This is a genomic window from Hyalangium sp. (assembly GCF_045802625.1).
GTDB lineage: Bacteria > Myxococcota > Myxococcia > Myxococcales > Myxococcaceae > Hyalangium.
Genome location: NZ_JBJMQP010000007.1, coordinates 47,539 through 61,447 on the forward strand (window position 1 = coordinate 47,539; position 13,909 = coordinate 61,447).

General features: G+C 68.1%; 7 protein-coding genes. 5 read left to right on the plus strand and 2 right to left on the minus strand.

Annotated elements, in window-relative coordinates; all coding sequences use genetic code 11:
• Positions 1-27: 27 nt before the first annotated feature.
• Positions 28-2,991, minus strand: coding sequence for a sigma 54-interacting transcriptional regulator (locus ACJ8AT_RS01015; RefSeq protein WP_407735626.1), 2,964 nt, complete (start codon positions 2,989-2,991; stop codon positions 28-30).
• 498 nt (positions 2,992-3,489) lie between these two features.
• On the opposite strand from ACJ8AT_RS01015, the gene ACJ8AT_RS01020 reads away from it, so the two are divergent.
• Positions 3,490-5,838: an RTX toxin gene (locus ACJ8AT_RS01020; RefSeq protein WP_407735627.1), complete on the plus strand. Its 2,349-nt coding sequence runs from the start codon at positions 3,490-3,492 to the stop codon at positions 5,836-5,838.
• Between the two features lie 51 nt (positions 5,839-5,889).
• Here ACJ8AT_RS01020 and ACJ8AT_RS01025 read toward each other — a convergent pair whose 3' ends face one another.
• Positions 5,890-6,495 carry a sigma-70 family RNA polymerase sigma factor gene (locus ACJ8AT_RS01025; RefSeq protein ID WP_407735628.1) on the minus strand — a complete coding sequence of 202 codons (606 nt, stop codon included), beginning with the start codon at positions 6,493-6,495 and terminating at the stop codon, positions 5,890-5,892.
• A gap of 208 nt (positions 6,496-6,703) precedes the next feature.
• On the opposite strand from ACJ8AT_RS01025, the gene ACJ8AT_RS01030 reads away from it, so the two are divergent.
• The 4 genes from ACJ8AT_RS01030 to glgB are packed head-to-tail and all read left to right on the plus strand — an operon-like array spanning position 6,704 to position 13,907.
• Entirely contained in the window at positions 6,704-8,698 is a 1,995-nt protein-coding gene (locus ACJ8AT_RS01030) for an alpha-1,4-glucan--maltose-1-phosphate maltosyltransferase (protein WP_407735629.1), read from the plus strand.
• Positions 8,699-8,713: 15 nt separating this feature from the next.
• Positions 8,714-10,369 (plus strand): maltose alpha-D-glucosyltransferase, encoded by a 1,656-nt coding sequence (gene treS / locus ACJ8AT_RS01035; RefSeq protein ID WP_407735630.1) that lies wholly within the window; start codon positions 8,714-8,716, stop codon positions 10,367-10,369.
• Entirely contained in the window at positions 10,366-11,709 is a 1,344-nt protein-coding gene (locus ACJ8AT_RS01040; RefSeq protein WP_407735631.1) for a phosphotransferase, read from the plus strand. The genes treS and ACJ8AT_RS01040 overlap by 4 nt, the downstream gene beginning before the upstream one ends.
• On the plus strand, positions 11,706-13,907 hold the full coding sequence (gene glgB / locus ACJ8AT_RS01045; protein WP_407735632.1) for a 1,4-alpha-glucan branching protein GlgB: 2,202 nt from the start codon (positions 11,706-11,708) through the stop codon (positions 13,905-13,907). The genes ACJ8AT_RS01040 and glgB overlap by 4 nt, the downstream gene beginning before the upstream one ends.
• The last annotated feature ends 2 nt before the right edge of the window (positions 13,908-13,909 follow it).

Below are 13,909 nucleotides of genomic sequence, written 5' to 3' on the forward strand. Positions count from 1 at the left end.
ACTTCCGCGCCGGGTTTAATTCCCTCCTCAGCTCAGCAGCTTCCCGAAGGGCTCCCGGCTTTCTATCGGCGCGGGAGTGAGATGCGGCTCCTTCTGCCCCACCAGGCCATAGCGTCTGATCTTGCTATAGAAGGTCCCCTTGGCCACCCCCAGGGCCTTGGCGGCCTTGGCCACATTGCCACCGCAGTGCCGCAGGGCGTGCGCGAACGCGTGGCGCTCGAGCTCTTCGATGGAGCGCACCCGCCCCTCCTGCAGCAGGGACTCGGAGGAGTGTGCTGGCCCCAGGTCCCCGTTGTGGCGCTGCAGGGCCCGCTCGACGACCACGGGGGTGCGTAGGATGACGTCCTGATCCTCAGGCAGCAGGCTGGCCGCGCCCTCCAGAAGATTGGCCAGCTCGCGAACGTTGCCTGGCCAGTCATACGCCTCGAGGGCGGTCATGACATGAGGCGCCACCTGGATGGGGCGCCGGTGAAGGCGCGAGGCATAGCGCCGCAGGTGGTGCTCCACCAGCCGTGGAATGTCGCCTCGCCGCTCCCGCAGAGGGGGCAGGCGCAGGTGGACCACCCGCAGACGGTGGAAGAGATCCAGCCGGAAGGTCCCCTCCTCCACCGCGCGCTCCAGATCCCGGTGCGTGGTGGCCACCACGCGCGCCTGGAGGGGAATGTCCCGAGAGCCTCCCAGCCTGTGGAACACGCGCTCCTGCAAGACGCGCAGCAGCTTCACCTGCATCTCCAGCGGCAGATCGCCGATCTCATCCAGCAGCAACGTGCCGCGATCCGCCAGCTCGAACTTGCCGGGGTTGCCCCCGGCCCGCGCCCCCGTGAAGGCGCCGCGCTCATAGCCGAACAGCTCGCTCTCCAGCAGCTCGCGGGGAAAGGCCGCCACGTTGATGCCCACGAAGGGCAACAGGGTGGTGGGCGAGGCGCGGTGGATGGCCTGCGCGAGCAGCTCCTTGCCGGTGCCACTCTCGCCGGTAATGAGGATGGGCACGTCCGAGCGGGCCGCCAGGCGCGCATCCTCCAGGCATGCGAGGAACGCCGGATCCTCTCCCACGAGATCCTCGAAGGTGAAGCGGGCCTGCGAGCTGACGACCTTCTGGGCCAGCCGCTGCGCACTGGCCAGCTCCTGGAGCGTGACGACGACGCCCGCCTCATAGGCCTGGGAGCGCACCAGCAGCTCGCCATGTGCGAACGTGACGATCTCTCCCGTGAGGATCTTGCCGCTGCCCAGCACCTCCGCCAGGGGCGCCAGTGCCGCCAGCTCCGAGAGGCGGCGGCCCAGAGCCTGCTCCTGCTGGACCCGGAGCATCCGCGCGGCGGCCTGGTTGAGGGTGTGGAGGGTGCCGTCCCTGCTCAAGGTGAGCAGCCCGTCCCGGATGGCCGCCAGCGTCACGGCATCGCGCGCCGCCGCCCGGCGCAAGGAGAGGCTGGAGATGGTCCGAGAGATCGCCGCCCCGCAGAGGGAGCCGAAGAGCGCCAACTGCTCCAGATCCCGCTCCGAGAAGGGCCCGTGCCCCCCGGCCAGCTCGAGCACCAGGCACAGGCGCCGCTCCTGGCATGGCAGGGGAATGACGGCGCGCCCACTCCCCGCCTGGCGTTCGAAGGAGCGCGGAAAGGCCAGCCCCCCGCTCTTGTCCGGAACGCGCTGAGGGGCGCTCTGCTGGAGCGCGGCCGCCACCGCTTCGCGCAGCCGCTCCAGCGGCACCTCGGGCGGGAGGACTCCCCGCTGCAGCCACTGCAGGTCTCCCGCGCTGCCGGCCTCCACGAGCCCGACGGCCGCGGCGGGGATCAGCCCCATGGCCAGCTTGGGAATCGCCACCAGCATCTCCTCCAGATCCTCAATGCCAAAGAGCTGCTGGCTGACGACCACCAGCAGGCCCAGGCGCTCGCGCTCCAGGAGCGTGTGCTCCAGCGTCCCGATGAGCGCCTCCTCCGCGAGATGGACCGACTCCAGTGACTCGTCCGCGACCTTCACGAGAGGTGCCGGGACGGGTGTCATCCGCGGCGAGGTGGCTCGGGCCTCTCGCTGGGCCGAGAGGATATCGCGCAGCCTTGCGCGGCTCCCCCGCAACTGCTCCATCACCGAGAAGACATCCGCATCGCCCCTCCACCCGTTCTTGGAAGGGCTGAGGGTCCGGAAGGCCTGGCGCAGCTGCCGCAGATCTCCCACCGTACCGACCTTGAGCAGCAGGGGTTGGGCCCGGACCAGCCAGTGGGCGGGCCCATCCGCCTGGTCCGTCGCCACGGCGTGGGCGTACGTCAAATAGGCCAGGCCGCGCTCCCGGAGCGCCCCCAGCACCTCGAGCCGCTCGATGGCGCGATCCAGGATCGCGCGGAGCGCCACCGGGCCGGGGTGAGCCCGGGCCAGCCCCACCCTTGCTTGCAGCACCTCCCCGCGCGCGGCGAGCAGCCCCGAGCACCCCGGCATGCGCACGGCACGATCGAGCAACGCCAGGGCCTCTTCGGTCTGCTCCGAGGCCAGCAGACACTCCACGGCCACGAGGTGCGCATGGACCGCCAGCGGCGTGCCCTGCGCGTCCCCCGGAAGCTCCTCGATCGCCTCCTGGGCCGCGCGCACGGCGGGGTGTTCCATTCCCTCCAGCAGCAAGGCCTGGGCGTGGAAGGCCAGGCAGAGCGCCCGGACCTCGGGCTGCGACTGGGCGTCCGGCGAGGCCTCCGCCCGCTCCAGCACGCCCTGGGCGCGAGCGGGGAACCCGGCCTCGAGCAGCACCAGGGCCGAGACCAGCTCCACCAGCCCCTCCAGCTCCATGGGAGCCAGGGAGCGGCTCCGCAGCAGGAAAGACTCGGCCTCCGCCCGCTCTCCCAGGAGCGAGGCCAGGAGCGCCACCTCCAGCGCGGCGGTGGCCCGGCCTGCGCCACGGCCCCGCTCAAGGCGCGCGCGCGCCTCTTCCCGCCGAAGCTCCAGGGGAATCTCCCCAGCCAGGGTGGAAAGAACCCAGGGGACCGCTTTGCCAAGATGATTCCGCACCATGCCCCCCTGAACCGGATGGACTCGTGCCCGGGCGAGCGGTGGTGCTCCCGGCACTAATGAAGTGAGCCGGCGAGGTGAAAAAGGATGCAGAAAATCTGCATCGGAACGAGCCGCAGCCTCTGAAAGAGGGCTCAGCCAGGAAAAACCCGAGCGTTCCCAGGGATAGATTTTGTCCTCTCGTGTTCAGGACTTGAACAGCAGCGGACGCCCTGTGTTGTTCGAGCCTTGGGGGCTGAGGGCCCCGGTGCTCGCTCCCGCGGGCCGTTCAAGAGTTGAACTGCGAGGCACTGCCCCGTCCCCCTCCCCTCAGAGGGCTGAGTCCGGGGCCCGAGCCGCCGAAGGGCTGGTCCGGATGTTGCTCAAGGCCAGGACCGAGTGATCGCAGTTCGCTCGCGCCCGGTGTCTGCCTTTGGCCGGACGCTCCGTAGCAGAACCCAGGAGATACAAATGGAAGTCCCCATTCCCTCTCGTCAACGACTCCCCCAGTTATTCGCCCCCATGGCCCTGCTGCTAGCCGCGGCCCTGGTCGTAGTGGGCTGCAGCAGCACGCCCGCGCAACAGGATGACGGCACCGCCACCGCCCAGTTCGCCATCTCCGGCCAGGATCTGCTCCAAAGCCCCACGGGTGGCGCCTCGGTTGATCGCACCCTGTCCGCCATGGCGTTCAGCTACTCGGACGTCAACCAGGTCCGCATCAACATCTGGGAGAAGGGCAAGCCGGACCAGCCGCTCTTCGTCAACTTTGACCTCGGCCAAGATGCTGCGGCCCCCTCCTGGTCGGGCAAGATTCCCTTCCTTCCCAAGAACAAGCCGCTGACCTTCTCCGCGACGGCGTACAAGTCTGGCACCCTGCTCTTCTCGGGCAGCACCGACCAGACCTTGACGGAAAACTTCCAGACGGTCCCCATGGCCCTGGCGCCCGTCAATAACAACGCCACCATCAAGCTGCCCCGCATCCTCAAGGTGCTCGTCCCCAACTCGGTCACCTCCACCCAGAGCGGCAGCGTCAGCTTCGTCGTCGAGGCTACCACCGGTGAGACGCTGACCTATGCCATCACCAAGGCCAGCAACGTTCCTGGCACCTTCGCGCCGGACACCGGCACCATCACCCTGCTGGGCTCCGCCGGAACCTTCGTCAGCCAGTACACCGCGCCCACCGTGACGACGGATACGAACTTTGAATACACCGTTACCGTCACCAGCGCGGCGGGCCACTCTGTCGCCACCACCTTCCAGATCAAGGTCAAGCCCGTCGGTGGCACCGATGGCGGCAAGGACACCAATGTCGTGGTGATCTTCAACCCGGTCATCAACAGCCTGACCGCCCAGCGCGTGCTAGGCACTGGCAACATCATCTGGACGGCGAGTGTGGCGGATGCGGATCTGCCCACCACCCCGCTGACCTACGCTTGGAGCTTTGACCCCGCCAGCACCTACACGCCGGCCCTGGCCTTCACGGGGAACACCAACCCCACCACCCTGCAGAACTACACCACCTCGGTCCAGGGCACGCTGCACCTGGCGGTGACCAACAGCCACGGGGGCACCACCACGGTGAATTATCAGATCATCCCCAACCAGTTCCTCGACAACCCCATCGAGTTCCAGGTCGCCACGGGCCTCAACAGCATCCGGGGTGGCGCGGACCACACCTGCGTCCTCTTCAACAACGGGAATGTCCGCTGCTGGGGCCTCAACGATAAAGGGCAGCTGGGCTATGGCGACCAGATCACCACCGGCGCAGGCAGCACCACCTCCTTCCCCTACCCCTACAGCCGGCCCGACGTGAACATGGTGGGCCAAGGCACCAAGCTCGCCGTGGGTGGCAACCATACCTGCGTCCTCTTCGACTCCGGCTTCGTGCGCTGCTGGGGCCTCAATGACCACGGCCAGCTCGGCTACAAGCTCGGTGTTGCCCCCGTCTCGAACCCCAACCTCTACAACGTGGGTGATGCCGAGCCCGTCTACGGCTACGGCTACGTCAACCTGGGCGGCAACGCGGTGAAGATCACCGCGGGCTTCGAGCACACCTGCGCGCTGATGGACACCGGCAAGGTGCGCTGCTGGGGCCACAACGATAAAGGGCAGCTGGGCTATGGGAACATTTCCGACGTCGGTGACGACGAGGCGCCCTACCAGGCGGGAGACGTCCAGGTCGGTGGCACCGTCCAGGACGTCGTCGCGGGCGGGTACCACACCTGCGCTCTGCTGGACACGGGAGACGTGCGCTGCTGGGGCCTCAACGACAACGGCCAGCTCGGTCTGGGCGTCAACACCCTCTCGGACGGCATCATTGGCGACAACGAGAACCCCTCCGTCAAGCCCGTCGTCAGCCTGGGCGGTACTGTGACGCAGCTTGCCGCCGGCAAGTACCACACCTGCGCGCTGATGAGCACGGGCAACATGCGCTGCTGGGGCAGCAACGCCAACGGCCAGCTCGGTCTGGGCCCCACCTTTCCCTCTAACATCGGGGATAACGAGCAGCCCAACACCGTGCCCACCATCGACGTGGGCAGCAAGGTCCTGCAGATGGCGGCGGACGACGGTCACACCTGCGCGCTCCTGAGCACCGGCGATGTGAAGTGCTGGGGTCTCAACACCAGCGGCCAGCTCGGCCTGGGTAACACCACCAGCTTGAACAAGCCCGACCCCGTCAAGGTGGTGAACCTGGATGGCAACAGTGCCTTCCAGATCACCACGGGCGCCCAGTCCAGCTGCGCCTTGTTGTCGAACGGCAAGGCCCGCTGCTGGGGCCGCAACGCCAACGGCCAGCTCGGCCTGGGTAACACCACGAACGTGGGCACCACCACGTTGGTGACCAACGATGTTCTGCTGACCGCGCCGTAGCCCGCTTCGGTCCTGAGGCGAGGGCTTGAGAGGCCCTCGCCTCATGGCATGTCAGCCCTGTTCTCGAGCTGGGGGTTCCCTCAACAGCTCGGCGAGTTTCTCCAGTGCCAGCCGGGCGCGGGTCTTCACCGTGCCCAGCGGATCTCCCGTACGGTCCGCGATCTCCCGCTGGGACAGGCCCTCGAAGTAGGCCAGCTCCACCACCGTGCGCTGCTCGGGAGGTAGCTCCCTGAGCGCGGCGGCGACCCGGGCCCGGTCCTGCCCCTGCTCGGCCGCATTCGAGGGATCCACTGGCGTGGCGCTCATGGGCGGTGGCTGCTGGGCCGCGTCCTCCGCGGTCCGCGCCACCGTGCCCAGCGCCCGCTTCCGATCGATCGCCCGCGTCCGCGCGATCGTCGTCACCCACGTCTCCACCGCCCCCCGGCTCGGATCGAACTCCCGGGCGCGGCGCCACACCTCCAGGAACGTCTCCTGGAGCACCTCCTCGGCATCCGCCCTGGAGCCGAGCACGCGCAGCACCACCGCCCACGCCCGGCCCGAGCACCGGGTGTAGAGCGCACGCATCGCCGCGCCGCTGCCCAGGGCCACCTGCTGCAAGAGGGCCCGGTCAGCCGCTGGATCGCTCGCTTGTGTAGCGGGGGGATCAGAAGGCGCCATCTGGCTCCCGGATACCGCAACTCCAAGTAGGGCCCCACCTTTTAGCACCGATGCCTGCGCCCTTCTCCAAACCTGGGGCAGCCCGACGGCGCGCCCCGACCGTTCACTCGCAAACGGCCCCATGCACGAAGCCGTTCGGGATCAACGTCCCCGCGTCATGGTCCCCGAAAGACACGAACCCAGCCCCTATAAGGGCCGCCCTGTCCTTATGAGCTCACGAATCGGAAGTGTCGTCATCGAGAGCGTCCGCCCCGAGCTGGGGGCCGGACGCTTCGCCGTGAAACGCATCGCCGGAGAGTCCTGCACCGTCGAGGCGGATCTCTTCAAGGAGGGCCACGACGTCCTCGTCGCCGTCGTCCGCTGGAGGCAGATCAGCCCCGCTGGCCAGGAGACCGAATGGGCCGAGGTGCCCATGAAGTCGCTCGGCAATGATCTCTGGAAGGCCGAGTTCCCGCTCGCGCGCAACGGGCGCTACCAGTACACCGTGGAGGCCTGGCCGGAGCTCTTCGCCACCTGGGCCTCGGAGCTCAAGCGCAAGGTGGATGCGGGCCGGGACGTGCGCAGCGAGCTGCTCGAGGGCGCCGCGCTCCTCGAGGGCGCCGCCGAGCGGGCCCGCCCCTCCAGCGCCGGACACGCCCAGACGCTCTCCGACGCCGCGAAGAAGCTGAAGCAGCCCGCCTCGCCGGAGCTGATCGTCGTCGCGCTGTCACCGGATCTGGCGGTGCTCGCGGGCCGGTACGCGGATCGCTCGCTGGCCACGCAGTATGCGCGCGTGCTGGAGGTCTTCGCCGACCGCGAGCGCGCCACCCACAGCGCCTGGTACGAGTTCTTTCCGCGCTCGGCCGTGCGCGACGGGAAGACGCACGGCACCTTCAAGGACGCCGAGGCGTGGCTGCCGTACATCCAGTCCCTCGGGTTCGACACCCTCTATCTGCCGCCCATCCACCCCATCGGTCGCACGGCGCGCAAGGGCAAGAACAACAGCCTCCGGGCCGAGCCCGATGACGTGGGCAGCCCGTGGGCCATCGGCGCCGCCGAGGGCGGCCACAAGGCGGTGAACCCGGCGCTCGGCACGCTCGAGGACTTCCGCCACTTCTGCAAGGCCGCCGAGCAGCACGGCGCCGAGGTGGCGCTGGATCTGGCCTTCCAGTGCTCGCCGGATCACCCGTACGTGAAGGAGCACCCGGAGTGGTTCCTCCGCCGCCCGGACGGCACCATCAAGACGGCCGAGAACCCGCCCAAGCGCTACGAGGACATCGTCAACTTCGACTGGATGGGCCCCGGCCGCGAGACGCTCTGGCCAGAGCTCGAGTCCGTGGTGCTCCACTGGGTGCAGCAAGGCGTGCGCATCTTCCGCGTGGACAACCCGCACACCAAGCCGCTCCAGTTCTGGGAGTGGCTCATCCGCCGCGTGCAGGACAAGCACCCGGAGGTGCTCTTCCTCTCGGAGGCCTTCACCCGCCCCAAGGTGATGAAGGCCCTGGCGAAGATCGGCTTCACCCAGTCGTACACGTACTTCACCTGGCGCAACTTCAAGCAGGAGCTCCAGGAGTACCTGGAGGAGATCACCCACCCGCCCGTGTCCGACTACTTCCGCGGCAACCTCTGGCCCAACACGCCGGACATCCTCCCGGAGATGCTCCAGCGCAGCGGCCCCGGCGGCTTCCGCCTCCGCGTGGCGCTGGCCGCCACCCTCTCCTCCTCGTACGGCATCTACTCCGGCTACGAGCTGTGCGAGGCCCGCGCCCTGCCCGGCAAGGAGGAGTACCTCGACTCGGAGAAGTACCAGCTCGTCGCGTGGGATCTCGAGCGCCCCGGCCACATCCGCGACTGGATCCGCAAGCTCAACACCGCTCGCAAGCAGCACCGCGCGCTCCAGCTCTACGACAACCTGCGCTTCTACCGCTCGGACAACGAGCACGTCGTGTTCTACGGCAAGCGCTCGCCGGACGGCGCCAGCCAGGTGCTCGTGGCGGTGAGCCTGGATCCCCACTCGCCCCAGGAGGCCCTGCTCCACGTGCCCCTCAAGGAGCTGGGCATCCAGCCCGATGAGACGTACCAGGTGCACGAGTTGATGACGGACGAGCGGCGGCTCTGGCAAGGTCCCACCACCCAGGTCCGCCTTACGCCGGATCAACCCGCGGCCCTCTGGGCGGTGTACCGCTTCCGCCGCAGCGAGCAGGCGTTCGACTACTACGAGTAGACACCCGAGAGGCGTATGGAACAGGACCCGCTTTGGTACAAGAAGGCCCTCATCTACGAGCTCCACATCCGCGCGTTCCATGACTCGAACGCGGATGGCCACGGGGACATCCCTGGACTGATCGAGAAGCTGCCGTACCTGCAGGACCTGGGAGTGGACTGCCTCTGGCTGCTGCCCCACTACCCCTCTCCGCTTCGCGACGACGGCTACGACATCGCGGACTACTACGCGATCCACCCGGACTACGGCACGCTGGCGGACTTCCAGCGCCTGGTGGAGGCCGCCCACGCTCGCGACATCCGCATCATCACCGAGCTGGTCGTCAACCACACCAGCGATCAGCACCCCTGGTTCCAGGAGTCCCGCCGCGATCCGAAGAGCCCCAAGCGCGACTGGTACGTCTGGAGCGACACGGACGACAAGTACAAGGGCACGCGCATCATCTTCCTGGACACCGAGCGCTCCAACTGGACGTGGGATCCGGTGGCCAAGCAGTACTTCTGGCACCGCTTCTTCAGCCACCAGCCGGACCTCAACTACGACAACCCGGAAGTGCAAGAGGCCATGCTGGACGTGATGCGCTTCTGGCTGAACATGGGCGTGGACGGGTTCCGCTGCGACGCGGTGCCCTACCTCTTCGAGCGCGAGGGCACCAACTGCGAGAACCTCCCGGAGACGCACGCCTTCCTCAAGCGCCTGCGCAAGACCATCGACACCGAGTACCCGAACAAGATGCTGCTGGCCGAGGCCAACCAGTGGCCCGCGGACGTGCGCGTCTACTTCGGCGACGGTGACGAGTTCCACATGGGCTTCCACTTCCCGGTGATGCCCCGCCTCTTCATGGCCCTGCGCAAGGAGGACCGCACACCCATCGTGGAGATCCTCCAGCAGACGCCAGACATCCCGGACAACTGCCAGTGGGCCATCTTCCTGCGCAACCACGACGAGCTGACGCTGGAGATGGTGACGGACGAGGACCGCGACTACATGTACCGGGAATACGCGATGGACCCCCGGATGCGGATCAACCTCGGCATCCGGCGCCGGCTGGCCCCGCTGATGGACAACGGCCGCCGCCGGATCGAGCTGATGCACAGCCTGCTCTTCACCCTGCCGGGCACGCCCGTCATGTACTACGGCGATGAGATCGGCATGGGGGACAACATCTACCTGGGCGATCGCAACGGCGTGCGCACGCCCATGCAGTGGACGGGCGATCGCAACGCGGGCTTCAGCCGGTCGGACGGCGCGCGGCTGTATGCCCCGGTGATCGCCGATCCGGTGTACGGCTACCAGGCCATCAACGTGGAGGCCCAGGAGCGGCTCAAGACGTCGCTGCTGCACTGGATGAAGCGGCTGATCAAGGTGCGTCAGCGCTACCCCGCCTTCGCGCTGGGAAAGCTGCGCTTCGTCCATCAGGAGAACCACAAGGTGCTGGCCTTCACCCGCGAGTGGGAGGGCCAGACGATCCTGATCCTCTGCAACCTCTCGCGCTACGCGCAGCCGGCCATGTTGGATCTGCGCGAGTGGGAGGGCCAGGTGCCCGTGGAGCTCATGGGCGACACGGTCTTCCCGCGCATCTCATCGCTGCCCTATCAACTCTCGCTGGGCCCCTACATGTTCCTGTGGTTCCGGCTGGAGAAACCCCTTCCCGGGAGGACGATCTCGTGACACCCGTGGATCTCACCAAGCTACCCGACTTCCTCAGACACCAGCGCTGGTTCGCAGGCAAGGCGTCGCCCATCAAATCCGCCTCGGTGGTGGATCACGCGACGATGGACTTCGGCGCGTGCTCGTTCAGTCTCGCCATCGTGGAGGTGCTCTACGAGCTGGGCAAGTCCGAGCGCTACCTGCTGCCCGTCAAGCCCTCCTCGGACGGCACCTCCGGAGGGATCTACGATGCGCTCGAGGACGTGGAGTGTCTGCGCACCCTCTTCCAGCTCATCCGCGAGCAGCGCACTGTCCCCTCCTCTTCCGGCCACATCCACGGCGAGTGGCTGAGCACCCCGGAGGGGCACCTCTCCCTGCCCGATCCGCTGCCAGTGCGCCGGCTCATGGTGGAGCAGAGCAACACCTCGGTCGTCTTCGGCGAGAAGGTGATCCTCAAGATCATCCGCAAGCTGGAGGGAGGAGTGAACCCGGAGCACGAGATGGGGCGCTTCCTCGCCACGCGCACCTCCTTCCGGGCCACGCCCACGCTCCTGGGAGCGCTGAGCCTGGAAGGCCCCGCCGGCGCCACCCTGGCCCTGGTGCACCGCTTCGTCCCCAACGCCGAGGACGGCTGGAAGTACACGCTGGATCGCTTCCGCAAGGCCGGCCCCCTGGATCCGGCATTCCTCCGGGAGATGCGCGAGCTGGGGCGAAGCCTGGGCGAGCTACACCGCGCCCTCGCGTCGGATGACACGGATCCCGCCTTCAGTCCGGAGCCGCTGCACCAGGAGGATCTGCAGCGCTGGAGCGCCTCCATCATGGGCGAGCTGGGAGTGACGCTGGCGGACGCGGGGCGGCTGCACGCGGATCTGGAGAAGCAGCGCGAGCGGCTGCTGGAGCACGCACGGCGGCTGGCGCACGTGGCGCCCTCGGGACAGAAGATCCGCATCCACGGCGATCTGCACCTGGGCCAGGTGCTGCGGGCCGAGAGCCAGTGGCTCATCTTCGACTTCGAGGGCGAGCCGTCCCGCTCCTTCACCCAGCGGCGGGAGAAGTACTCGCCGCTGCGGGACGTGGCGGGGATGCTGCGCTCGTTCGACTACGCCGAGGCCACGGTGCTGCTGGAGGGCCTCCCGCCCACGCCCCGCATGGCCCCCTCGCGCGATGCGTTCCTCGATGGCTACCGGGAGTCCACGCGCGGCGCGGCCTTCCTGCCCGGGGACGACGCGACCTTCTGGGGGATGCTGCGCGCGTTCGAATTGGAGAAGCTGCTCTACGAAGTGCGGTATGAGCTTCAGAACCGCCCGGATTGGGTCCGCATCCCCGTCCAGGCCCTCTTGCGGATGGAGGAGCCGACGTGAAGAAGCCCGCAGACCGTCAGCAGATCGACGCGGAGATCCAGCAGGTCATCGAGCTGCGTCACCCGGATCCACACCGGGTGCTCGGTGTCCACCCGGACGGGGACGGGGTGGTGGTGCGCGCCTTCCGCCCGGACGCCGCCGCCATCCACGTGCTCCCCAGCTTCGGGGGGCGCATCGCCATGGAGCACCGCAAGGGCGGCGTCTTCGAGGCGCGGATCAACGGACGCGACCAGGTCTTCACCTACATGATCGAGGTGGAGTACCCAGGCGGCAAGGTCTTCACCCTGAGGGATCCGTACAGCTTCACGCCCACGCTCGGAGAGCTGGACCTGTACTACGCGGGCGAGGGCCGGCACGAGAAGCTCTGGGAGCGCATGGGCGCGCACCTCATCCACCACAACGGGGGGGCAGGCGTGTCCTTCGCGGTGTGGGCGCCCACGGCGGCCGGCGTCTCCGTGGTGGGCGACTTCAACAGCTGGGATGGCCGCCTGCACGCCATGCGGCGCATGGGCGCCTCGGGCATCTGGGAGCTGTTCATCCCCGAGGTCGGCGAGGGCACCCGGTACAAGTTCGAGATCCGCCCCAGCCAAGGCGGCCCGGCGATGCTCAAGGCGGATCCGTTCGCCTTCCGCACCGAGGTGCCACCGGCCACCGCGTCCGTGGTGCATGATCTGCACCGCTTCACCTGGTCGGACGAGAAGTGGCTGACCACGCGCGCCGAGGGCGAGCCCGCGCAGAAGCCCTGGAGCGTGTACGAGGTGCACATGGGCTCGTGGCGCCGCGTGGTGGAGGACGGCGACCGGCCCATGACGTACCGGGAGCTGGCCCCCGCGCTGAGCGACTACGTCAAGCGCATGGGCTTCACGCACGTGGAGTTCCTGCCCGTGTCGGAGCACCCGTATGGGCCCTCGTGGGGCTACCAGGTGGGCAACTACTACGCGCCCACCGCGCGCTACGGGCACCCGGACGACTTCCGCTTCCTGGTGAACCACCTGCACGAGCAGGGCATCGGCGTGATCGTCGACTGGGTGCCGGGCCACTTCCCGAAGGACGCGCACGCGCTGGCGAAGTTCGACGGCACGGCGCTCTACGAGCACGCCGATCCGCGCCAGGGAACGCAGCCGGACTGGGGCACGCTGGTCTTCAACTTCGGCCGCAACGAGGTGCGCAACTTCCTCATCGCCAACGCGCTCTTCTGGATCGAGGAGTACCACATCGACGGCCTGCGCGTGGACGCGGTGGCCTCCATTCTCTACCTCGACTACAGCCGGCGCCCGGGCGAGTGGGTCCCCAACCGCTGGGGCGGCCGCGAGAACGAGGAGGCCATTGCCTTCCTGCGCGAGCTGAACGAGGCGGTCCGCCGCAAGCACCCGGGCGTGGTGATGATCGCCGAGGAGTCCACGGCGTGGCCCAAGGTGAGCCAGCCCGTGAAGGACGGCGGCCTGGGCTTCCACTTCAAGTGGAACATGGGGTGGATGCACGACACGCTGCTGTACTTCTCGAAGGACCCCATCTTCCGCCAGCACCACCACAACAACCTGACGTTCGGCCTGCTCTACGCGTTCAGCGAGAACTTCATGCTGCCGCTGAGCCATGACGAGGTGGTGCACGGCAAGGGCTCGCTGTACGGGAAGCTGCCGGGAGATCCCTGGCAGAAGCGGGCCAACCTGCGCGCGCTGCTGGCGTGGATGTGGGCGCACCCGGGCAAGAAGCTGCTCTTCATGGGCGGCGAGTTCGGTCAGCACTCCGAGTGGAGCAGCGATCGCAGCCTGGACTGGCACCTGCTGGAGGATCCGGGGCACAAGGGCATCCAGAGCATGGTGGCGGACATCAACCGCGTGTACCGGGAGGTGCCCGCGCTGCACGATGCGGACAGCGAGCCCATTGGCTTCCAGTGGCTGCAGCCGGACGCGGCGGCCGACAACGTGTTCGCGTTCATCCGCCGCTCGCGCACCCCCGGGCGGCACGTGGTGTGTGTGGCGAACCTGTCTCCCGTGCCGCGCGACGGCTACCGCGTCGGCTTCCCGCGCGTGGGCCTCTACCAGGAGGTGCTCAACACCGACGCCAGCGAGTACGGCGGCTCGGGCATCGGGAACATGGGGCAGATCCAGACGGAGGCCCACCCCTGGGATGGGCAGGAGGCCTCCGCCGCGCTGAGGCTTCCGCCCCTCTCGGTGCTCTGGTTCATCCCGGGCTGAGC